Origin of the sequence: Pseudomonas chlororaphis subsp. aurantiaca (genome assembly GCF_013466605.1) — a bacterium.
GTDB classification, from domain to species: domain Bacteria; phylum Pseudomonadota; class Gammaproteobacteria; order Pseudomonadales; family Pseudomonadaceae; genus Aquipseudomonas; species Aquipseudomonas chlororaphis_I.
Genome location: NZ_CP059162.1, coordinates 4,493,589 through 4,516,575, shown reverse-complemented (window position 1 = coordinate 4,516,575; position 22,987 = coordinate 4,493,589). Strand labels below are relative to the sequence as shown.

Annotated in this window: 13 protein-coding genes and 2 pseudogenes; 5 read left to right on the top strand and 10 right to left on the bottom strand. The window is 56.2% G+C overall.

Translation table 11 applies throughout. The features are described 5' to 3' along the window. The first annotated feature begins 53 nt into the window (after positions 1-53). The 3 genes and pseudogenes from H0I86_RS20360 to H0I86_RS32535 form a co-directional block, all read left to right on the top strand. On the top strand, positions 54-3,095 hold the full coding sequence (locus H0I86_RS20360) for a two-partner secretion domain-containing protein (RefSeq protein WP_180921864.1): 3,042 nt from the start codon (positions 54-56) through the stop codon (positions 3,093-3,095). A gap of 283 nt (positions 3,096-3,378) precedes the next feature. Next, positions 3,379-4,464 (top strand): fimbrial protein, encoded by a 1,086-nt coding sequence (locus tag H0I86_RS20355; protein WP_258019347.1) that lies wholly within the window; start codon positions 3,379-3,381, stop codon positions 4,462-4,464. 150 nt (positions 4,465-4,614) lie between these two features. Next, a pseudogene (locus H0I86_RS32535) lies at positions 4,615-4,749 on the top strand (ATP-binding protein); the annotation flags it as partial. Between the two features lie 196 nt (positions 4,750-4,945). Here the strand turns inward: H0I86_RS32535 and H0I86_RS20345 are convergent. The 6 genes from H0I86_RS20345 to H0I86_RS20320 all read right to left on the bottom strand — a co-directional run bounded on the left by H0I86_RS20345 (position 4,946) and on the right by H0I86_RS20320 (position 14,618). After that, positions 4,946-7,825 (bottom strand): ATP-binding protein, encoded by a 2,880-nt coding sequence (locus H0I86_RS20345; RefSeq protein WP_180925884.1) that lies wholly within the window; start codon positions 7,823-7,825, stop codon positions 4,946-4,948. Between the two features lie 438 nt (positions 7,826-8,263). Further along, entirely contained in the window at positions 8,264-8,908 is a 645-nt protein-coding gene (locus H0I86_RS20340; protein ID WP_180921862.1) for a response regulator, read from the bottom strand. Between the two features lie 704 nt (positions 8,909-9,612). Then, a complete protein-coding gene (locus H0I86_RS20335; protein ID WP_180921861.1) occupies positions 9,613-10,611 on the bottom strand; it encodes a fimbrial protein in 999 nt (332 codons plus the stop codon). Positions 10,612-10,643: 32 nt separating this feature from the next. Further along, on the bottom strand, positions 10,644-13,136 hold the full coding sequence (locus tag H0I86_RS20330) for a fimbria/pilus outer membrane usher protein (protein WP_180921860.1): 2,493 nt from the start codon (positions 13,134-13,136) through the stop codon (positions 10,644-10,646). A gap of 112 nt (positions 13,137-13,248) precedes the next feature. Beyond that, a complete protein-coding gene (locus H0I86_RS20325; RefSeq protein WP_180921859.1) occupies positions 13,249-13,974 on the bottom strand; it encodes a fimbrial biogenesis chaperone in 726 nt (241 codons plus the stop codon). A gap of 50 nt (positions 13,975-14,024) precedes the next feature. After that, entirely contained in the window at positions 14,025-14,618 is a 594-nt protein-coding gene (locus tag H0I86_RS20320) for a fimbrial protein (RefSeq protein WP_180921858.1), read from the bottom strand. 286 nt (positions 14,619-14,904) lie between these two features. On the opposite strand from H0I86_RS20320, the gene H0I86_RS20315 reads away from it, so the two are divergent. Together H0I86_RS20315 and H0I86_RS20310 are read left to right on the top strand one after the other, a co-directional pair. Continuing rightward, on the top strand, positions 14,905-15,693 hold the full coding sequence (locus H0I86_RS20315) for a fimbrial biogenesis chaperone (RefSeq protein WP_258019345.1): 789 nt from the start codon (positions 14,905-14,907) through the stop codon (positions 15,691-15,693). Continuing rightward, positions 15,690-16,676: a fimbrial protein gene (locus H0I86_RS20310; protein ID WP_180921857.1), complete on the top strand. Its 987-nt coding sequence runs from the start codon at positions 15,690-15,692 to the stop codon at positions 16,674-16,676. Before H0I86_RS20315 ends, H0I86_RS20310 begins: the two co-directional genes overlap by 4 nt. 203 nt (positions 16,677-16,879) lie before the next feature. Here H0I86_RS20310 and H0I86_RS20305 read toward each other — a convergent pair whose 3' ends face one another. The 4 genes and pseudogenes from H0I86_RS20305 to H0I86_RS20290 form a co-directional block, all read right to left on the bottom strand. Then, complete coding sequence (locus tag H0I86_RS20305; protein ID WP_180921856.1) at positions 16,880-18,346, bottom strand: carbohydrate-binding protein; 1,467 nt, start codon at positions 18,344-18,346, stop codon at positions 16,880-16,882. A 46-nt stretch (positions 18,347-18,392) separates the two neighbouring features. After that, a pseudogene (locus tag H0I86_RS20300) lies at positions 18,393-19,029 on the bottom strand (lytic polysaccharide monooxygenase auxiliary activity family 9 protein). A 384-nt stretch (positions 19,030-19,413) separates the two neighbouring features. Next, a complete protein-coding gene (locus tag H0I86_RS20295; RefSeq protein WP_180921855.1) occupies positions 19,414-20,817 on the bottom strand; it encodes a TolC family protein in 1,404 nt (467 codons plus the stop codon). Continuing rightward, the gene (locus H0I86_RS20290) at positions 20,817-22,976 is read right to left on the bottom strand and encodes a peptidase domain-containing ABC transporter (RefSeq protein ID WP_180921854.1); all 2,160 of its coding nucleotides are present in this window, start codon (positions 22,974-22,976) and stop codon (positions 20,817-20,819) included. The genes H0I86_RS20295 and H0I86_RS20290 overlap by 1 nt, the downstream gene beginning before the upstream one ends. Between the last annotated feature and the right edge of the window lie 11 nt (positions 22,977-22,987).

Genomic DNA, 22,987 nt, shown 5'->3' with positions numbered 1-22,987 from the left:
TGGTGTCGCCCTGCAAATGGTTTGCAGAGCGTTTTTTAAGAAGAGGAAGCATCGTGAACAAGATGTATGCACTGGTTTGGAACCAAGCCCTGGCGTGCTGGAATGTGGCTCATGAAGGGGCACGTCGCCGGCGCAAGTCGGGTGCGCGCAAGGGGATGGTCGTGGCGGCTGTCAGCCTGCTGGGAGTGGGCGCCATGTCGTCGGCATTCGCCCTGCCGACGGGGGGAGCCGTGGTATCCGGCACCGGCGATATCCTGACATTCGAGAATGGCCAGGAAATGTCGATCAACCAGCATAGCGACAAACTGATCACCAACTGGAATGGCTTCAGCGTCGCACCGGGCCAAACGGTCACCTTCAACCAACCCGGTAAAAGCTCGATAGCACTGAACCGCGTGGTCGGCACCAATGCCAGTGATATCCAGGGCCGGGTCAATGCCAACGGTCAGGTGTTTCTGGTCAACCCCAACGGTGTAGTGTTCGGCCAGGGCGCGCAGGTCAACGTGGGTGGTCTGGTGGCTTCGACCCGAAACATCAGCGATGCCGACTTTACGGCCGGTAACTACAAGTTCTCGGGCACCTCGCCAGCAGAGATTATCAACAACGGCAGCATTACCACTACCCAGGGCGGCAACGTGGCGCTGCTGGGTACCAACGTGCGCAACGATGGGGTGATCCAGGCGCAGATGGGGCGTGTGGCGCTGGGCGCGGGGGACAAGTTCACCGTGAACTTCGACGGCAACAACCTGCTCAATCTGCAGGTTGACGGAGCGGCTGTGGATGCCCTGGTGAAAAACGGCGGCCTGCTCAAGGCCGACGGCGGCCAGGTGCTGATGACCGCCAAGAGCGCGGGCACCATGTTGCAGACTGTGGTCAACAACCAGGGCACCATCGAGGCCAATACCTTAAGGGGTACTGCCGGCAAGATCACCCTCGATGGCGGTGATATGGGCAAGGTACTGGTGGCTGGTGTAATGACTGCTAGTGCTACGGGCACTCTAGGCAATGGCGGTGTGATCGAGACCAAAGGCGCGAATACCGAGGTGCAACTGGCGACCCGGGTCAATACCCTGGCCAGCAACGGCCAGACCGGCAGCTGGAAGATCACTTCGAACTCGGTCAAGGTCAATCCGACAGCGGCATCGGGTAGCGACACGGCCTACGCCGATACCCTGTCGAGCAACCTGGCGACCACCCATATCGAGCTGGCCAGCAATGCCGGCGATGTGGTGGTGGGCGGTCCTGTCACCTGGAACAGCGGCAATCGGCTGAAGCTGTCTTCCAAGGGCGATATTGAACTCAATGGCGGGCTGACCGCCACCGGCGCCAATGCCCGGGTCGAAATGAACGCCGAGAAAAGGGTCCGGCTCAATGGCAACGTGACCCTCAGCGGGGCCAATGCCAGCCTCGGGATGAACCATAACAGCGGCTATGCCCTGGGGCAGGACGCGAAGGTCTCCCTGTCCGGTACCGGGGCTGCGTTCGATTCCAATGGCTCGCAATATGGCGTCATCCAGAACGCCACGCAGCTGCAGGCGGTCAATAACAACCTCAACGGCCTGTATGTCCTGGGGACCGACATCAAGGGTTACGGTGCCTTCAAGTCCATTGGCGGCAATAGCGCTTTCGCCGGCGTCTTCGATGGCCTGGGCAATACCGTCAGCGGTTTCACGGTGACCAATACCGGGCCTAACGTCGGTCTGTTCGCCGCCAACTCGGGCAGTATCAGCAACCTGAAACTGGCGAACATGGTGGTGAATGGCACTACGTCTGGAGCCGGCTTCAGCTATATCGGTGGTCTGGCGGGGAGCAACACCGGGACCCTGACCAATGTCAGCACCACGGGCCTGCGTGTTAACGGCTCCTCGGCGAAACACAACGTCATTGGTGGCCTGGTCGGGCTCAATGCGGGTGGCTCCATCGATCGGGCATCGGTGGGCTCTGCGTCTTCTGCGCTTTCTGCGTCTTACGTGAGCGGTAACAGCTACACATCATCCATCGGTGGTCTTGTCGGTGAAAACGTTTCGGGACTGGCCGGCGCAGGCAATATTACCAATAGCACGGCGAACGTCAGTCTTTCAGGTTACATGCAGCGCAATCCCGTGGGCGGCGTTGGTGGTCTGGTCGGAAGCAACAAGGGCGGCTATATCGCCGACTCTTCGAGTAGTGGCTCCATCAACAGCATCTACAGGGACCTGAACATGGGGGGGCTGATTGGTTATAACCAGACCGGTACTGTCGAGCGCTCGAGTTCCTCTGCGTCAGTGCGGGGTTACGGCGCCAGCAACATCGGTGGGCTGGTAGGACTCAATACTAACAGCTTGATCCAAGAGTCCAGTTCCAGCAGTGCGGTAAACGGTAGCGGCAGCGCCGCGGTGGGCGGCCTGGTCGGTTCCAACCAGAGCAGCAGCCTGGTCGACGTTAAGGCCACCGGCACGGTTTCCGACTCGTCGGGCGTCAATATTGGTGGTCTGGTTGGCTATAACAGCTACGGTCGGATTGAAACCGCCGAGGTGTTGGGTAACGTCACTGGTGGCTCCAAGGCTAATGTCGGCGGGCTCATCGGTAACAACCACGGCGGTGTCGTCGAGCATACCGTGGCCCGTGGCAAGGTCGTGGGTGGCAGCCAAAGTCACGTCGGTGGACTGATCGGCTACAACGACGGCGACCTGCGTTCGGTTGAAGCCAGTGGCGAAGTCATCGGTGGGTTCAGCAGTTTCGTGGGTGGGCTGGTGGGTACCAACGACCGCAACCTGGGGAGTATCGTCGAGACGGCTACGTCCAAGGGCAGGGTCTACGGTGACCTTTTCAGCACCGTCGGTGGGCTGGCAGGGCAGAATCATGGTCAGATCGTCAACTCGTTAGCCCTGGGCGCAGTGGGTGGCAGTCACTACGCGACCTTGGGCGGTCTGGTGGGATTGAACACGGGTAACGTTCGTCAATCGGTGGCCACCGGCAAGATCAACTACTCGGGTTGGGGCCAGATTTATGGCGGTCTGGTCGGCGTTAACGAGGGGATCATGAGCTACAACTCGGTATTGGGTGAAGCTGCCCAGGTACCTGTCGCTGGCCGTAACAACGGAATCATCCAGTAACTGTGAGGGCTACCCGCTGATATCCAGGTATCGGCGTTCTCGATACGCCTTGCCGTGCAGGGCGTATCGTTTTTCAGGATTTACCCCTTTTTCAGGATGACCCGCATTGCGGATCATCGATGCATAACGCGCCTCAGTCGTGGTTGTCGCTTAAAGAACCACATGAGCGTTTAACGAGAACATGGAGAACGGCCTCATGACCCATCCATTGGTACTCAGGTCCTCCCGCTCCAGGCATCGGCTTAACCGTGCAGTTCAGGTACTTGCATGGTTGCTCCCGGGTTTGACTGGTGCCACGGCACAGGCCGCGATGGTGGAAAGCCAGGCGATCCAGTGCGAGTTCAGTAACAGCACCGGAAGGCCCTGGCTGGAAGTGACCCCGTTGACCAGTTCCACGCCAGTAGGTTCCATCCTGTGGCAGCGGCCAGTCGCCTTGATCACCAACTACAAATACGGTGGTTCTTCGGGAAACCAGGGGCACGAACTGGTGTCTGCCGGGCACTGGACCGCGGGCACGCCTCTGCCCGATGCCATTGCGCCGACCAACATCAGCGGCATCGGTTTCAAGATTGCGGTGAGTTCCTCGGACGGGATCGTCAGGGATATCACCCAGAGCCCGAAACCTGTCACATTGGAAAAGAACCTGATCCGTTATGACCCAAGCGCTGGTCAGAACCAGCGTTCGCTGATGGTGACCAACTACATGCAGTCGCTGATTCTGATGGTTCCTCCCAGCCAGTTACCCAGCGGGGAGTTGCGAGTCCAACGTGTCGATGGCAGCTCGGGGCTGATGCTGTATGCGGTCGATTTGCTCAAGGACGTCGCCAACCTGGGCGCGCAGGTCACTATTCCGACTGACAACATGCCCCTCGGCATCTGCCGCAAACCCTACCCGTTGATGGGGCCAGCCATCATCAATATGGGCGGTGGAGGTGAGGTCGTCATTCCCAACACCTGTGTGGTGGAGTCGTACAGGACCATCCCGGTGAAGCTCGGGCGTTTCTCCCTGGCCGATTTTCCCAAGGTGGGTTCCACCTCGTCGCCGGTGCCGTTTCGCATCGAGCTGAGCCAGTGCGCATTGAATGCCAAGCCACAGATCACCTTCACCGACAAAGTAGCCGGTCACACCGACCCGTCGGTGCTCAATCTGACGGCTTCGCCCAACAGCGCCAAGGGCTTCGGCATCGTCATGATCAACGACCTGAACCAGCAGCGGATCAAGTACGATGGCACCCTCTACGACATGCAACGGGTGGGCGACAGCGCGATCATCCCGCTGCGCGCCGGCTACATCCGCACCGGCAGCGATGCCGAGCTCAAGGTCGGCGATGCCGATGGCGCGGCGGAGTTCACCTTTACTTTCCCTTGAGGTGCAGGGGAGTGCGACTGTTTTAGCGCAGAATGCAAGCGCGTCGATGGCGTCGTCGAAATAGTTGCTCGAACATCTGTTTCAATAGGAACGATGCAGATCGTGCCATATGGTCAGTGAATCATCAGATGAAAATGGCTAAGCTTCGGCCTTCGCTTCTCGGAGTGGTCTAGTGTGTTTGGCGACGCCAAGATGACCACTGCGTTGCTGGATCGGCTGACGTATCATTGCCGCATCGTCGAGCAGCTTGATTCCACAGGCAAAGATCAAATCTCGCAAACGTGAGCGCAAGGACGAGGATGGTAAAGAGGATCATGAGCCGCTTTGATCTACACCGGGAATACCCTACCGCATTCCTGCATGCGGTAGGGGTTAATGCCTCTGTCACTGGGACACGATTGCTAAGCTTTATCTACAATTGCTGATGTAAATCAGCGTTTCGCTGTGGGTCGATTTTCAAGCGGTAGGGGGGAAGTTTCAATCAGTGCCAACAAGTAGGGACTTGTTGAGCATTCTCCAGTACCTGTCGCAATATTTGCTGAGTCAGAGGCTTGAACACTACCTCGTCCATGCCGGCGGCTAGGCATCGCTGGACTTCCGCATCTTCGGCACTGGCGGTGGCGCCCAGGATCCAGCAGCGCTGACGACCACGTTCCAGCTCCATCGCGCGGATCCGTACGGTCAAGTCATAGCCGTCCAGGCGTGGCATCTGACTGTCGGTGATCAGCACATCGTACTTGGCAGTCAGCCAGGTTTCCCATGCCGCCTGCCCATCCTCGACCAGCGTCACTCGATGGCCAAGAAGGACCAGTTGCTCTTCCAGCGTCAGCCGGCTGAACGCATTGTCCTCGGCAACGAGAATGTTCAGTGAAGGCTGCCCGGTGCTGGTCGCCGGTATTTCTACTTTGGCTTCGGCAGGCGCCTCGACCAGGGGCAGTTGCAGGGTGACGCTGAAGCAGGAACCTTTGCCCTGCTCGCTGTTCAAGTCGATGCTACCGTCCATGAGCTCAACTAGGCGCCGGGTGATATTCAGCCCCAGCCCGCTGCCGAAGCTTTGCCCGACCTGGGCTGAGCTGACCTGGGAGAAGGGCTGGAACAGCCGAGCCTGGTCCTGCACGGCAATACCGAGGCCAGTGTCGATGACCTCCAGCAGCAGTCGCAGATATCCGCCATCTTGGCTCCCCGAGGCACGCAGCGTTACTCCGCCTTGCTCAGTGAACTTAATGGCGTTGCTCAACAGGTTGAACAGCACCTGTTTCAAATGCAGCGGGTCGATCAGCACCCATTGCTCCATGTCGCCCGCGAACTGCATCTCGAACGCCAGGTGCTTCTGTCGTGCCATGCCGGCCACCAGGGGCGCGATCGCTTCGATCTGGGCCTTGAGCAGCACCGCCTCGGGCGCCGAGTCGATCATGCCGGACTCGATCCGGTTCAGGTCGAGCACATTGCCGAGCAGCAACAGCAACCCCTGCGCGGCCTCTTGCGCAATCCCCAGCGACGCCAGGTCCAGTTCGCCCCGCTCGGCTTTCTGCAGCACCACTTCCTGCAGGCCGATGATCGCGTTCAGCGGGGTACGGATTTCATGACTCATGGTGGACAGGAACACGCTCTTGGCCTCGTTGGCGGCTTCGGCCTTCTCGCGCGCCAGCGCCAGCTCTCCTTCGGCCTGACGGGTCTTGCGCACCTGTCGAGTCAGGTAGAAGCCCCAGATCAGCGATAGCAGGACCAGCAAACCGAAGACCCCGCCAAGCCGGAGGATCTTGCTACGATGATCGCGCCAGAAGTTGCTGCCGCTACTAGAGAATCGTGGTTCCCACTGTCGCACGATATCAGCCACTTCCTCCGGGGTGATAGCAACCTGGGCTTTTTCCAGGATGCTGCGCAATTCTTCCTGCCCTTTTAGCACCCCAAGGCTGACGGGGCGGGAGAACTCGTCGAGGATGCCGATCACGCGCAAGCGGTTGTTGAAACGCTGCGCGGACAGGAAACGGCCGGTGTAGTCACTGCCGATGAAGGCGTCGCTACGCCCGTCATCCACGCTGCGCATGGCCTCCAGGAAGTTGGGATAGATCTGTAGCCGGATGTCTGGATAGTCCTGCTGGATGATCGGGTTGATGAAGTAGCCGGGGACACTGGCCAGTCGCTTGCCTTGCAGGTCTTCAAGGCTATGAAAAGGACTGCCCTGGGTGCGTGCGGATCGTGGTCCGGCCATCAGCACGACCGAGCTCCTCAGATAAGGAAGGAGGATATCCATATCGGCCTCGGTATCAGGATCTGCCGACGTGACCGAGGTCATCAGGGTCTGGCCCTGGGTTATCTGGGTTTTCATCTCGGTATAGTTCTGCGCCCGGACAGGGCGGAACGTCAGGCCGCTTCGCTGGCTGATCAACTTGAGGTAGTCGGGGCCGATACCCCGTACCTGCCCACCGCTGTCCAGTTGCCCCAATGCTCCGAGAGAGTCACTGACGCTCACCGGGATTTCCGGGTGTGCCGCCAGCCAACGGTTCTCGGCGGGCGTCAGTTTCACGCGCTGCTGGGTCAGGCGCAGGCTGCTCCCCGCACTCCAATTACGCAGAATATTTTCGCTATGGCGCGAGCGTATGAATGGCAAGGCGCGTTCGATCACGCCATGCAATCGCGTATCGGAGGCGCGCACCAGGAAGCCGAAGCCACGGCTTTCCACCGGAGCGAAGTTTTCGATATGCAGGTCCAGCAGGTAGTTGATGTTGATCAGGTAGTGAGCCGACACCGCATCGTCGATCACCCCGTCGACCTCGCCCAGGCTTAACGCTTCGAGCGCGCGCAGCGTCGAGACAAATGGCAGGACCTGGCTGTTCGGATAAATGGCGGAGACTTTTTCCTCGATACGATAGCCGGCAAATACGCCCAGCCGGGTGCCGGGTTTCTCTGGGTCGAAAGAGCGGCTCTCGGCTGTTACCAGCACGGGCTGGTTCGGTTCATAGGCCTGGGTCAGTAGCAGGCCGTGGTCCTCGGCATCCACTGCGGAGCCGCCGCCGACCAAGTCGATCTCGCCATTGTGCAACGCGGTCAACGCCGCCTGCCGGGAAGCAAACAGACGGACATGAGGGGGGACTTCGAACAGCAAGGTGAGGTAATCCGCGGCGACTCCCTGGAAACGATTGGCATCGAGTATGGCCAGCGGCGGGTAGTCGGGTAAGGCCACCCCAATCGTGAGTGGACCCCTGCTCGCCAGCCACTGTCGATCTTCTTCACTCAGCCAGGGGCGGCTGGTCACCGCGACCCTTCCGAGCAAGGAGATGTCTGATTCGTGCGCGAGCAGTACCGGTGATGAAGCAAGTAACAGAGAGAGCGCGACAAGCCAACAACACGCTGGAATCATGGAGTACGTTCCTGTAAACCCGGCAATCTGCGTAAGTAGACCGTTGCCCCACAAAACAGCAGCCCCTTATTGGACAGCGCTGTTTTGGCATGTGGTAATGGGAGTGAGATCTAGAGTGGTCCGTCAATATTCTAGCTGGGCTGTGGTGCTTGCAAACTGATTTTCAGCCAGCGTGGATGTTTGATCTGGACTTTTCAATCCAATCTAGATGAAGAATTGGTGATCCATCAAATGGCCTGTGCCGGAATTCTACAGGAGTCGTGGGATGACGCAGTCTCAACTATAAACTTTCTATATACCCCTATGACCCTCAGGGTGATCAAAACGGCGGTACTCCTGGAGTCAGGGTGTGGTGCGCAGAGTTTGGGTAGGTATGATAATATATTAATGTGCCTGTATACAGCGATGCTATCAGTATAGGACGGTTTTTGTTTGAAGCTAGTTGAATATTCGACATGCTAGGCAGTATGAAAGTAGATCTTGATCGCTATTGGTCTCAAGTTTTTTCATGGCGGTCATTTTGTGTGTGCTAATTGTCTTGGGACTTCTATTGTGGTGTTTTGCTATCTCTCTTATGGTCATGCCTGAAATAAAGAGTTGTAATATATTGAATTCCGTAATTGATAGCGCAGAAAATCGTTTTTCAATGGCGCTTGGTTCATATGCGGAAGTTTTTGTTTGAGCTGGTTTGTAATAATTACGCTGCTGAGTAATGGTCTTAAGTGTGCTTTGGATTTCGGCATTTGACTGATTCTTCTGGATTATTCTAGCTACTCCCAGTTCCTGAAGTCGAGTGAGTATCAAAGGGTTGGAAACCATGGTCAGTACAAGGATTTGTATGTGTGGGTAATTTTTCTTTATGTATTCGATTCCCTTGAGCCCATCGCCATAAAATGAATTTGTAGGCATGTTGTAGTCTGTAATAAGAATATCCGTCGCTTGCTTCTCGAGTAACCTCATTAAACTTTCTGCGCATGTGACTTCTCCGACAAGTGAAAAATTATAATTCTGATTAATTAGCTGGCGTAGTCCGTAAATTATAATAGGGTGGTCGTCGGCGATGATTACTTTTAATTTTTTCATGAGTTTCTTGAGCTTGGTGTGAGTGTGCGGTTTACTGCGTTTTGTGTTGCTCAATATTGTCCATGATGGCTGAAAGCCTCATCAATAATTTCCGTAGCTTAAGTAATGGTGCGTTGGTGGTGGGGTTTATGAGTGCGCATGCTCGTTCGGTGCAGTTCTTTGCGAGGTCCGCAGCTCTTACCATGTATAGAGCGACTCCAATGCTGTTCAAGTTTTCTCCTATAGCGTGGAGATCTTCTTTTTTTAGAGCGTGACTGATAAGTTTAATATCCTGCTGTACGGTGCTGATAAATAGCGATCGCATCTTTGGAGAGAGTCTAGTCGTATCGGTGTTTGAGTGGTGGAGCGTTTTTTTCTCCACGTCAGCCAAGCTTGGCTGTATTATTTTTCAAGTAAGGTTGGAGAAGCTTTTCATTTTTAGTTTGCCAGCGTTTTCGGCTCAAAAAGTATACGGGCTGGGCTTTGAGTTTGCCTGTGATATAGGTATGTCTTTCTCGGTATTGAATATTCGTTGGAGGGGGTGTTTCTGTGTTTTTTCATGTTTGGCTTGAGCTGTCTGGTGCGGTGGCGGAATGAGTTGTCTAAAGTTAATGCAGCATGTTGGTAGTGATTTGGTCGATGAGAAATTGTTGGCAGAGAAAACCTGCTATTGGCTAGGTGCATGTAGCTGTAACCGTGCGACTGGCGAGATATAAAGGTGCGAATTAATTATAGTCCAGTACGTAAGTCATGGTTGCATCCGCCTTACCGGCTTTTATCTCTCCCCCGCTTGCGGCATAGCGGGCGACACCTGAGAAACGGTAGACCTCGCTATCGATTTCGCTACGCTGCCAATCCATGTTGATTGCGCCAGGTTTGTTGAAAGGCAGCTTGCTGCCCTTATCGTTTTGCAACTCTATGGCCACGCCTTGGGCAACCCCCGCCTGTCCAGCGCCTGTAAGATTCAGCAGGCCACTGGCTTTGGAGTCACCTTCGAAGTAGATTTTCATCGGTAGAGGTGTCGTCGGCTGCATACCGCGACAGCGAACTTCGAAAGAAAAACGCTGCTCTTGTGTTGTACTCGATTTGATATTGGAAATGGCAATTTTCCCCATCGGTACAGTCTTGGTAGGTTCTTGGGACTCGCAACTGCTGAAATAGACGTTGTTCTCCAGCTTGGTGGATCCTGTGGATATATAAGACATCACGCTTGGTGTCAAACCGCTATTCGACGGTAATATGTATTTGGCTGTGAAGGAGGCGGTTACCAGACCTGAGCCGACTGCGACTCCGGTGCGGACGTACTCGACATATATATAGGTAGGGAGGTATGGGGTTTGCCAGCCCGAGAATACAAATTGGCCAGGAAAAGAATATCCGTCGGACTGCTCGCCAAGAATAGATCTTGAGGCTACGACACGTATACCGATTCCTGGCACATTAGTCTGGTATACATTGGGAATAGTGGAGGGTTGTAGCCCATGACTTATGGTCATATTTGCTGTATCGCCTTGCGTGCAAAATATGGCCTCTGCGTTGCCGACCTTCTGACTATGGCGTGCAAGTACACCTCCTACTGGAGCTGGCTTGATGGTCAGGGAGCTTGGAATATTAATCTGATATGTATTGTTTTTAGGTTGGGTTCCCCAGTAGCAGTACGAGAGCGCTGGTTCAGCCAGTGTCATGCTACCAAGGGCAAAGAAAAGTATAAGTATTTTTCGCATAGTAGTCTCGATTGAAAGAGAGTTTGTATTATTCATCGAACTCGGCAAAGGCCATCCACACGTTCATATGCCAATTCCTTGTTGGCTGCCGGTAGCGTGTAATCCACGAAACAGCTGCCTTCGGCCCAGCGAATCTCCAGTCGGCCCTTGTCGGCAACGCCGAAGACCAGCAGGCGCGACAGGTTGTCGACCATACCCAGGGGCTTGTCTTGCTCGTCGTAGCCTTGGGCGCCGAAGGGGATGGTGCCGCCTTTCTCCGCACGCAGGACGAACTGCAGGCGGCGACCGGTCTGTGCGGCGTAGGTGGTCTTGACGATGGCGCCACGGGTCGGCACCAGCACCTTGGAGGTTTCGTTGATCTCGGTATCGGTCCCCAGGGTCTGGGTGTCCAGGTTCAGCCAGTTGTAACGATAAGGCTGCATATAGGGCACCACCGCGTAACCCTTGCCATTGGTGCGCACGCCGTTCCAGCCGGATACCCCGACGCCATCGACATCCGGAACTTCCAGCAAGCCAAAGGTCTCGCCAAGCGGCTGGCCAAGGGTGATGCCGCCGCTGTGTACCAGCAGGGAGCCAGAAGCACCCAGGTCGATATGCTTGTCATCGCGCCCCTGGCTATAGCCACCACGCAGCTTGGCGACGGGGGTGTCCCAGTCCAGGCCGGCGCCGGCTGTGCTGCCGTTTGTTTTGCTATGGCCGGCCTGTGCCGAGTAGCTGAGGGTGGCCTGGTCGTCCAGGTAGCCGGATACGTTCGACTGCAGCGAGGAATCGCCCTTGCTCGAGCTGATGGCGTTGCTGGAGAGGCGATGAGAACTGCCTCTCCCACCCAGCGGTAGGCTGACGCTGGCGGTGAGTTGTGTATCCGAACCACCGTTCATGGGATCGCTCTGGGTGCGTGACACCGCCAGGCTGTAGCTGACATCGGCGATGCTGCTGCCATAACCCAATTGCCAGTTGCGCGTGCGGCCCTGCTGTTTCCAGTAGCTGGTTTCATCCATGCTCAGATACAGCGATCCTCGTTGCGACAGGTTCTGGTTCACCCGGAGGTTGATCCGGCTCTTTTGTGCACTGAAGCCGGCACGCTCCTGATACATGAGGTCGTCCACATGCTGGCTGAAGCTGCGATAGCCTTCGGTGGAGTAGCGGTAGCCGGCCATGGTGAAGGTGGTATCGGTGGCGTTCAGCGTCTTGGAGTACAGGAAGCGTGCACTGTGCCCCTTGTTGCTCCTGCCGTTCGGGGTTTTCGATTCACTGCTGGTGACGTCGAAGGAAATGCCGCCGATGCTGGAGTTCACGCCCGCGCCAAGGTTGACGGCGCGATAGTCCTGGGCGAGCAGCGCACCACCGTAGCCGGTCAGGTTGTCGGTCACACCGTAGACTGCGGTGCCCTGGGTGAATGATGGCGATGGCTGGTCGGCGGAACGATATTCACCGGCAGTGACGCTGTAGCGAAGGTTGCCGCGGCGGGTCATGACCGGCTGGTAGGCATAGGACTGCTGGTATTCGCGCACACGACCGTCCGCTTCGATGATCTTGATCTGCAAGTCGCCGTTGGAGCCGCTGGGATAGATGTCAGTGAACTCGAAGGCGCCAGGCGGCACCGACGCGGAATAGATCACGTAGCCGTTTTGCCGTACTTCGACGGTGGCGTTGGTTTCAGCGATACCGCGGATCACAGGTGCGTAGCCGACCTCGTTGTCAGGCAGCATGCCGAGGTCCGAAGCGATCTGGGCGCCGCGAAAACGCACGCTGTCGAAGATCTCGCCGGGGGTGTACAGCTCGCCCAGGGAAAACTTGCCTTTCAGGCGCCGAACATCGCGTTCCAGATAGGTGCGGTTGCTCTTGAACTCGCTTTTTGTACCGGTGCCACCGGTCAGGGCGGATTCGTTACGAAAGCGCCAGCCGGCGATGTTAAAACCGTTGCGCAGGTTCAGGTTGTGGTAGTCGCTCTTCGTTCCCTGGTTGGTGTTGCGGTTGAAGTTGGCCTGGTAGTCGCTGTAGAAGGCGGTGATGCCTTCGTCCCAAACCGACGGGTCGACGTAACCACGGGAATAGCGCTGGACGTAGGCCTGCGGAATGCTGACCTGCAAGGCCAGGTTGGTGATGTCGAAGTCCACCGCGGCGCCAGCGATCTGGGCGCTGACGTCGAACGGCAGCTCATCCTTGGCGTCGGCGGCGATAAGCCCGTCCTGCTGGGCTTTGCCCGCGTTGAGCCCGAGCTCTTTGAACAGCCCGAGCGAGAGGACGGGTTTGGCCTGCCCGGATGCGTCGGCACTGAAGGTGATCTCCTGGCGCTTGATCAGCACGTTGTTCAAGTAGAGGTCGACGCTGTAGGTGCCTGGCGGAATGGCGCTGCCTTTCTCGAAATACTTGAGGTCCACCGGAGCACCCTCCATTTTCAAAAAGGAGTCGCTGAACTCGACCTCTGCGGCGGACAGCTTCGAGGTCAGTCCCACTGCCATGAGGCAAGTCGCGCACGCCCGTCGGGCGATCCTGAAACTGAGCTCTCTCTGAAAAATGGGCATGCGAAATCCTTTCGATCATGCATCGGATGCCCGAGGCACTGACCTGAGTAAAAAGTCGGATAGGTAAAGCTTTGCGCTCTGGCGAGCGGCGCGAATGACGGTTGTGCTTTCGTTAGTTGGAAAGTTTGCTGGTGATTCGATCCAGCCCGCCGTAATCGTTGATGCTGTCGAATTCCACCGTTGCAGCTCCGGACCTCACGCCAGCCGAGCCTTTGATCGCGACGACGCGAGTCGCCCCTGGCGCCAGCATTTCCGCGGTGGCGCTGCCCGTGTCCGCGCCGTTGCGCAGCTTCACGGTGCTACCGGAAAAGGACACGTGGTACGCGGAAGGGTTGGTCACTGAAAGCGCGGTTTTACCGCCTTGTTCCACCAGCTTCCATTGCAGGTTCTTGGCTGCATTGGCCGAGGTGTCCGGCAGATTGGCCGGGCGGTAGAACAGTTTTATGCGTTGGCGTATGGCGATCTGCAGGGTGTTCTGGTCCTTGGCTTTTTGCGGAATCTCTTGCACGGCGAGCCAGAGCACGGACTCCTTATCGGTCGGCAGCCCTTGGCCTTGATAGAGGATGCGCAGTGTTTGCTGCTTGTTGCCTCCAAGACGAACGAGAGGAGGAGTAACGACAAATGGGACTTCAGCAGAGGGACCATTGCGATCTGGCTCGACCCAGGACTGGACCATGATGTCATCCGAGCCTTGGTTCCTGACGATGACGGATGTTTCCTTGGCTGGCGCGGCAAAGACGACGCGGGTGCCATCCAGCGTAATGCCGGCATTGGCCATCGACGCAAAGAGCGTCATGGCACTGGTGAGGGCAAGACGTGTCAATAGTGAGGTTTTCATAGCGGCTCCAGGTCGGTGGGAAGGGCGCATGCCCCTCCCTTTGGCGCGGGTTACTCGTAGGTCAAGGTAAACGGCAGGGTGCCGTTCGCAGGACCAGCTTTGATCGGTGCGCCGTTTGCCACATAACCTGCACGCAGGTTCAGATTGGCGGTGTAGGTGGTGTTTTGACCTTCGGTGGTTGATACCAGCGCGCCATCGATGGTTTCGTTCGCACCGAGGTTCACCAGCTTGTTGCTGCTGTTGTAAAGACCGATGCCCACGCCTTCTGCACCACCGGTGACTTTCAGCAACGAGACGTTCTTGCTGTCGACGCCGGAGCCACTGTTCGGGTCGAACTGCAGCTTGACGGACTTCAGGCCGGCCGCGGTACCGCCGCAATCCAGGTTCAGGTTGATGCTCTTACCGCCGACGATGCCACCAGCGGCAGTGCCGGTGAGCGAGTCGCTGCTGACCTTGCCGAGGCCGATATCGATGGTCTGTCCGCCTTTGTTGCCACCAACGCTGGTGCCGGCACCGCCGGTGATGGCACAGGATGCGGCGATGATTTCGCCGGTGAAGTTGATGGTACCGTCTGCCGCGACAGCGGAAGTGCTGACTGCGCCAGCGATGGCCATGGAGACGATGCTTTTGAGAAGTTTGGACATTTCATGTACCTGCTAAAGAGTGGAGGTTCGATGTTGAAGTGTGATCTTAGTTGGCACAATCAGACTATTCTTAAAGTTCCATTCGTAAGCCTCGTTGATGTCGATTGCATTTTGTTAGCTGTATTTCAATAGGGGGATTCTTAAAAGGCTATTAAGGTGCGTGAGGGGCTATCGCTCAAAGTCAGCTCCAGAATAAGAATGTTCTTATGTGAAGTGTTTAATATTCTTAGTACACTGGTCGCCTGTGCTATTTACAGATCAAATCAATTGTGCAGGACAATTGTCCATGATGAGCTCTTTTTGTCAGTGGCTAATATTCGGGTTTTTACAAGCCAGAAAGTTGACTGATACACCTCTCAAGGTGTTAAACGTGCTGCTGGTTGTTAGCGTTCTGGTAACGCCAGGCGTTGCGGAGGCGGAACTCACGTTGGTTGGAAAAAACCGAGTGATATTTGAGAAGGAACGACTAAATAACAGATTCAGGTTGGATATCTTGAATCAGGGAGAGAGACCTGCTTTAGCCAATATTTCCATTGAATGGGGGGACGCTCGAAAAGAGGAGGTTCCTATGGCTGTATCTTCTCCCTTGGTGCGTATTGCACCAGCTCAGCAAAAATCCATAGAGTTGTTCTATCAAGGAAAGGGGTTGCCGAACGACAGGGAGTCCTATTTTCTTCTGAGCATATTGGATGTGCCTATCGCACCGCAGCAGGAAAATGCACTCCAAATAGCGCTACGGCACCGCTTTAAAGTTTTCTTTCGCCCTAGGCTAGATGTAACGCAAGATCAGGCGGCCGCTTCGGTGACGTGGAAGCGCACACCGGTACGAGGCGAGATTGAGGCCGGCAATCCATCCCCTTATTACCTGACCATCACTAACCTGATACGGCAGGGGGAACAGGGGCGCGCCTGTGGAGACCCCATCATGCATACGATGCTCACGCCTTTTTCGAAAAAAAAATTGGCAAGTGGTGGCTGTTTCGAGCCGGTCCAGAGGCTGCAGTACAGCATCGTTACCGATAGTGGCCGGGAAGTGGAGCGGCGAATTCAAGTAAAATCAGAGGCTAAGCAATGAGACTGTTCTTATCGATTTTGTTGCTGGGAGTGCTTTCGTTTTCTGAAAGCAGCTATGCGCTTACATGCCTGAAGAATGGGCAAATTTCCACCGAATTTTCGAGCATACAGAGCTCTATTGCAGTTCCGAATAATGCACCCAAAGACCTGGTGCTGTGGCGCTCCTCCAATTACGCCATGACTGTGACCTGTAACCTAGAGCATAGCTGGGATGCGGGAGAGGATGTGTACATCTATCTGAGTCCTACGGATCAAAGCATGACTCAATTGGGGCCAGACTTGGAGTTTGGGATTAACTTGAACGGAGTGGATATGACTTGTAGTCGGCTTCCTGGATGTCGTGTGAAAATAGGGATGGTCAATTCTTGCATGATATTTTGTGCAAAATTTGATTTTCATCTTTCCTACAACTTCTTCATTAGCAAGAAATCGACTGCTGCACAGAGTGCGGGTAAAGATGGGCCGCTCAGCGGGCTTTCCCGGTATGACGCATTTCAGATCGACGGTGCTGGAGGTATTAATAGCAGTACGGCAAAAAACTTCCGCATGACGATAACAGGTCTGGACCGGATTCGATACGTCGGTTGTCTGGCCCGCCTGAGCGTGTCTCCTGAGACCGTAAATTTCGGCAAGATAAGCACCGCTAATGTTCGTGCGGGCTCGGTCATCAATGAGAAGTCTTTCACCGTACTCATCACCAAGTCCTGTAATAGCGTATATGGAGTCTCGGCAGTCATGAAGCCTGTGGGAGGCTCGGTCCAGAATGGCGATACTTTGGTACCGTCCCAGAATTCCTCGGTTGGTATTAGGCTCATGCGTGAAAATCGCTCAGTTCTGCCATTCGACCAAGAGTTCGAACTGTCGGAGCCCAGCGGCGACATGGCTATTTCCAAACGCTTCACCGCTCAATTGAGATGGCTTACTAACAATGCCATTCTGGGGGCGTTCAAGACCGGTGCCACCCTAGATATTTATTACAAATAATAGCTCCGGATAAATGCCATAGAACGCCATTCTTGGAACGAAATAGCTGGATAAATAACCTGTGCGCAAACCGGTGTCTAGACTTTACCTATGACGAAAACGGCCTGTCAGTATTAGCCCATAACCCGCAGCTTTGCCGTGCTCAGTGCCCAACAAAAAAGGCGCCCGTCATCGGGGCGCCTTTGTACTGCCTCTACCAGTGCTCACGCACGACGCTGAACCGCCACCTTGGCCCAAAGGGTAAAGGCGACATCCGGAGTCCAGCCGGCATTCGAGGTGTGCTCCTGGAGGCACAGATACAGACTGCCTTGATAAGTCACACCGTCATCCTTGCGGTAGTGATGGTTCAACAGCCATTCCGGGTATTGCGGGTCAGGTACACCACCGGCGGTCTTGATGTTCAGGTTGCTGCTTGGCAACGACTGATTGCCCTGAACGTCCGTGGCGCTGACAAAGTAGCTGTACAGCGTATCGGTTTTCAGACCCTCGTCTTTCAAGGTCAGCGAGGCGGTCTGGGCCACCGGCTCGCCATCGCGGAATAGCGTATAGAACTCGATCGGACGAACGCCGTGGGCAGCGCTCCAGTTCAAGGTCACGCTGTTTTCCGTCTGTGTCGGAGAGAACAGGTTACCTGGGGCTGAGGGGCGCTCCTCGCCGCCACCACCGCCATGGATCAGCGGCGCATACCGATCACGGAACTCCCAGTCGTAACGGACGCCGTACTTGTTGAGGCCGTTATCCCAGTTGACCGACCAGGTCATCAGGCCCTTGATTGGCAAGCCGGCAGCATCCAGACGCTTGAAGGCATTGCTCACTGCCGCAGGATCGATAACGTACCCGGTCGCCGCCGCGTCGACGTTGGTTGGTAAACCGATCACGAATTTGTCGGCGGGGATAGAGGTAAATCCGCGAGTACCAGTAACCAGACTTTCAGTCAGATAAAACAGAAAGTCTTCCTTCATCTCATCATTGTGCTGGGCGATCCAGGCACCCTGTCCTCCATTGGCTTCCTGAACCCATACACCGTCACCACCCTGGTTGTAGTACTGCGGCGCGATGAAGTCGTAATAGCCCTCCAGTGCCTGGATGTAACCGACATATTTACCGTCTGCGGCGAGGTAGGGAAACTCCGGTGCCATGCTGATGATGAAATGCTTGCCCTCGCCTGCGTAGTGATCCTTCACCAGCTTCAGCGCCGCCGGCAACACGGTCTTGTTGTCGGCAAAATCGATGGCGCTCTGTTCGAGGTCGATGTCCAGGCCGTCGAAACCATAGGTTTCTACCAGGCGAATGATCTCGGCGGCCAGTGGTTGTTCATTGCCCTTATGCAACTCGATATGAGCGTCCGCACCACCCAGGGAAATCAACACCGCCCGCCCCTGGCTGTTGAGCACGCCAACCTGGCGTCGAAACTCCTCGTCTGACCGATTGTAAGGCTTGAAAGTGGGAATGCCGTTACCCTTCATGAAGGCCACGGCCACCACGTTGTACTCCTTGGGTACGTCCTCCAGGTCGAAGTTGGCAAACTGCCCCTGCTGGTAGCCGTCACTGGTACCTGCCGGCCAGTTGTGCCAGAAGCCCATGAGAATCTTCTTGCCGGCGATCGAGGGCATCAACGATGCCGAGTCATTCAGTTGGGTCTTTGCCGATGCAAATTTTAGCTTGTTCATGCTCTAATCCTTCAGAACCATTTAAAGAGAGTGACGACTTCTGCCGTTATTTGAAGTCGACGTCGAATGCCTGATAGAACGCATTGCCGGTGTCGGCGACAATCCACGCCAGCACAATCACGTGATGGCCTTTCTTGTTCCTGGGCAGGGTCACTTGATGTTCGACCTTGGCCTTCAGTTCATCGCCGTGTTGGTCAAAGGGAACTTGCGTATAGAAGTCCTTGAAAAAGGCTTGCGGCTCCAGTTGCGCACGGCTGATACGCTGTTTCGGATCCCAGCCATCTTTGGTGATGAACCAGCTGTAGCCGCGGGTCACATGAGGAGCGGTGTACTCCCACTTGACCTGGAACACCTGCCCCGGGTCGACGTTGAGCAACGGCCAGGAGAATGCACGGCCAAGCTTCTTCGACATTTCTTCATTGGTGAAGTTGAGGCAATCACGCTCGTCGGTCTTGCCGCCGCTGAGGATATGCCCATCAGCCGGTGGCACAACGCTGGCGACATCGCTCTCGTATGGTTTCTGGAAAGGTCCACCCACTAGCCACTAGGTCCGGGAAGTTTTTGCCACCCTCCATCTCATTGACCTGCCAAGCGCCAAGGAGTCCTAGTTCGATGGCGACAGCACCACGGCTGGAGGGGGATACGACACGACCGTGTTTCGGTTGAACTAATGGTTTGTTCACGAGGCTCACTCCATTGATTAATGAAACTCCTCCCGAAGGAGAATTTTCAAGCTAGTCCAGATCAGTATTTTGTCTAGTTGCTTCCTCGTACAAGCGTAGAGAAAATTGTCGTACCTCAAAAAAACTGTAGATCTGTAAGTCAGTACAACAAAAAACCTACAAGAGAATAGGCAAATGACTTACAAGGACAGCGACAAGCAAAAGAGCGTCTAAACATGATGCTCGCTTACAGTTATATGCCCCCCGATTACCAGCACTATTGAAATCAGCATCGCTATTTCAAGAAAGCCATGACCATCGAAAGCAGCTGTCGAACTGCTTTCTCTCGTGACGCTCTGGCGGAAAGGTGATCCACAGGCAGCAGATCGGCCCTGCAGCAGCTATTCAGGGTAACGTCCAGAACCCTAGGCGACCAAGGCTGGCAGCCAAGCGCAGACGTGAGGTCTGCCAGTTGCTGAGGGCCTGGGTGTGTTGCTCTTCGGCGCTGGCGTAGGCGGTCAAGGCGTTGAGCAGTTCGATCATGCTTCCGACCCCCGAGCGATAGCGCCCTTGCACTACTTCCAGACTCTGGCGCGATTGTTCGACCAGCTCTCGGGTGCGTGTCAGGCTGCGGGTTTCTGTACTCAGCGATTGGTAGTTGCTCCAGACTTCCAGCGATACCTGCTGTTCGGTATCTGCCAACTCCATTTGACTGGCTTCCTTGCGAGCCAAGGCATTCCGGACCTGATAAGTACGCTCGAAGCCTTCAAACAGAGGAATCTTCAGTTGCAGGCCGATGCTTCGGTCGAATTCGCGAGTATCACCATTAAACGCCAATGACTGATCATTGCGGGTGCGAGCTATGTTGGCGGTTAGTGCCAAGCTCGGGCGGCCCATGGCTCGGCTTTCTATCACTGCGGCTCCTGCGGCTTTCAGTTTCGCCTGGGCGGCGAGTAGTGCCGGATGTTCGCGACGAGCCTCAGCGATCAGATCATCGATGCCCTTGACGAAGTCGGTATTGGATAGCGCTTCCAGCTCGCTGGCCAAGTGTAGAGGAGTGTCCGGCGGTAGCCCCATACGTAGGGCGATGACGCCAAGGGCGTTGCGCAAGGTACCCTCATCACGGGTCTGGCGCAGGCTTGCCTGGGACAACGCGGTTTGTGCTTGCAAGCGGTCGGAGAGTGCTGCGGCGCCGGCCTTGTACTTGGCGTCGGCGGCTTTGAAGTTCTGCTCCGCGAGTTCCGTCACCTGTTGTGATGCAGCCAGACTGCGCTGCGCGGCCAGGGTATCGTAGTAGGCCTGGGCGGCGAGGATAAAGGTATTTTGCAGGGTCGCTTCCTGGCTGGCGTTGGCCGCCAGCAGGAGTTGCTGGGCATTGCGCAGGGCGGCGCTGCGCCGACCGAAGTCGAACAATACCCAGCTCAGTTCGAGACTGGCGCCGCGGCGCTGACGATGCCCCTCGGTGGATTGGCCGGGGATATCCCGGTAATCGATGTCAGTGGTGCTCCGGTTACCATCGAGGCGTCCGTCGAGGCGAGGCAGGAAGGCTGAGCGCGCGATACCGAGCTGCGCCGCCTGTACTTTGGTATTGGCCCAGGCAAGACGGGTTTGTGGGTCATGACAGAGAATTCGTTCGATGGCTTCTTCCAGAGTCAGTTCTGCCGGTAGTGTCCCCGGAAGGCAGGGCAGATTGCGTCCTCCAAGACTGTACACAGTATGGTTGGTGGTGCCGAACACATCCGGCTCGTAGGCCGCAGCGAAGGGTGCGGTACCCAGCAGGCAGATCATTAGACAGACTAGCGGGCGCATCAGATCTGCTCCTGCGTAGCCATGGTCTGCCGTTTGGCCAGGTCCGCAGCGCTCTCGTCCAATACCACCTTACCCTGTCCGAGGACGATTATTCGATCCGCGGAGGCTATGGTCTCGGGGCGGTGGGCGACCATGATACGGGTAATCCGCAGTGCACGGATGGCGGCATTCACCCGTTGCTCGCAATGCACATCGAGGTGGCTTGTAGCCTCGTCGAGGAATAATATTTTCGGTTTCTTGTACAGCGCTCGGGCCAGCATCACGCGTTGCTTCTGCCCACCGGAAAGGACCGTGCCCATATCGCCGACCAGGGTGTTGTAACCCATCGGCATGCCCTGGATATCGTCGTGGATGGCAGCCATCTGCGCGCATTGGATCAGCCAGGGCATGTCCACATGCGAGTCGAAGAAACTAATATTTTCGGTCAATGACCCGGCGAATAACACATCGTCCTGCAGGACCGTGCCGACCAGTTCTCGCAGCCCATCCAACCCCAGTTGTGAGAGTTCCAGGCCGGCTACACGGATCTGTCCCTCACTGGGTGGTAGGATGCCGAGCAGAACGTTGAGCAGGGTACTCTTGCCGCAGCCCGAAGGACCGACGATGGCCACCGACTCGCCGGCACCGATATGCAGGTCAATGCCGTCGAGCACCCACGGCTCTTGCTCCGAATAACGATAGTGCAGGCCGTGTATCTCGATCGCCGCATCGCGTTCGCGCAGGCTATCCGGGCTGAGGTTGCCGTGACTATTTTCCGGGGTCTGGAGGACGATGTCAGCCAGACGTTCACCTTGAAGTTGCAGCATGCGCAGCTCGAAAAACTTATCTATCAGGCTGCCGACTCGACCGTCAAACTGCGACTTATAAGCGTTGAAGGCCATCAGTACTCCAACGCTGAACTGGCCGTCCATTACCATGGTCGCACCGAGCCAAATCACCAGCAGGTTCTCTATGCCGAACAGCAGGCCGTTCATTTGTTGATAGAGCAGTTGTAATTTCTGCGTACGCAGACCGGCATTGATCTGTTCCACCAGCAGACTGAGCCATACTGAGCGGCGTTCGTCTTGGCGCTGGAACAGCTTCAACGGGCGGATGCCACGTATCGTCTCGAGGAAGTGGCTTTGCTGGCGAGCGGCATGCACTATCTGCTCCTCGGTGGCATTGCGAAGTGGTCGGTACCATATCCAGCGTCCCAGAGCGTAGATACTCATGGCAGCGATGGCGATGGCTGCCAATGGCGGGCTGTAGAGCAACATCATGCCGAGGGTGGCAAGGGTCATCAGGCCGTCCAGCACCGCCGAGAGAAAGGCGGCGGTAAGGGTTTGCTGGATGCTGTCTACCGCGCCGAAGCGCGAGACGACATCGCCCAGATGGCGTTTTTCAAAATATTGGATGGGCAGGCGCAGCAGGTGGCTGAAGACGTTGGCCTGCCATTGCACGCCAAGCAGGGTGCTCATGTGCATCATCACCCAGCTGCGGACCCCGCTGACTGCCTGCTGCATCAGCAGCAGCAGGCCGAAGCCGATGACTAGAGTGCTGAGCAAGTCGCGATCTTCGCTGACAATGACGTTGTCGATGGTCCACTGCAGGAAGAACGGACTGACCAGCGAGAACACCTCTAGCGCGCCCGCGAGCAACAGAACCTGGGTCAGCGAACGGTAAAGCCCAGTGACCTTGCCAAGCATACCCAGTAGCTTGATGCGCGGCGGGGCTTGCTGTTTCTCGAAGCCGCTGTCCGGCCAGAACTCCAGGGCGACACCAGTGAAACTGCGTGAGAGCTCTTCCTGGCTAAGTCGACGGAGCCCGTGGGCGGGATCGTGGAGCAGCGCGCCGCGGCTGTCGACAGCCTTCAGCACGACGAAGTGATTGAAGTTCCAGTGCAGCACGCAGGGCAGTTTAAGCTTGCCCAGGTCGGCGAGGTCCAGCTTCACTGCGCGGGTGCCTAACTGCAGATGGTGTGCGGTCTGGATCAATTGCTTCAAGGAAATACCCTTGAGCGATATGGTGAAGCGACGGCGCAGCTCCATCAGATTGGTGTGGTAGCCGTGGTAGCCGGCGACCATCGCTAGGCAGGCCAGACCGCATTCGGTAGCTTCGGTCTGCAGTATCAATGGCAAGCGCCGCCTCAGGCGCAAGGCGAGTGTTTCGAGAAATACCACGATAGTCGTTC

Coding starts and splice junctions, on each gene's coding strand:
- H0I86_RS20330 (WP_180921860.1), bottom strand. CDS start 13,136: ATGCCCATTTTTCAGAGAGAGCTCAGTTTCAGGATCGCCCGACGGGCG.
- H0I86_RS20345 (WP_180925884.1), bottom strand. CDS start 7,825: ATGATTCCAGCGTGTTGTTGGCTTGTCGCGCTCTCTCTGTTACTTGCT.
- H0I86_RS20310 (WP_180921857.1), top strand. CDS start 15,690: ATGAGACTGTTCTTATCGATTTTGTTGCTGGGAGTGCTTTCGTTTTCT.
- H0I86_RS20340 (WP_180921862.1), bottom strand. CDS start 8,908: ATGAAAAAATTAAAAGTAATCATCGCCGACGACCACCCTATTATAATT.
- H0I86_RS20320 (WP_180921858.1), bottom strand. CDS start 14,618: ATGTCCAAACTTCTCAAAAGCATCGTCTCCATGGCCATCGCTGGCGCA.
- H0I86_RS20325 (WP_180921859.1), bottom strand. CDS start 13,974: ATGAAAACCTCACTATTGACACGTCTTGCCCTCACCAGTGCCATGACG.
- H0I86_RS20295 (WP_180921855.1), bottom strand. CDS start 20,817: ATGCGCCCGCTAGTCTGTCTAATGATCTGCCTGCTGGGTACCGCACCC.
- H0I86_RS20335 (WP_180921861.1), bottom strand. CDS start 10,611: ATGCGAAAAATACTTATACTTTTCTTTGCCCTTGGTAGCATGACACTG.
- H0I86_RS20315 (WP_258019345.1), top strand. CDS start 14,905: ATGATGAGCTCTTTTTGTCAGTGGCTAATATTCGGGTTTTTACAAGCC.
- H0I86_RS20305 (WP_180921856.1), bottom strand. CDS start 18,346: ATGAACAAGCTAAAATTTGCATCGGCAAAGACCCAACTGAATGACTCG.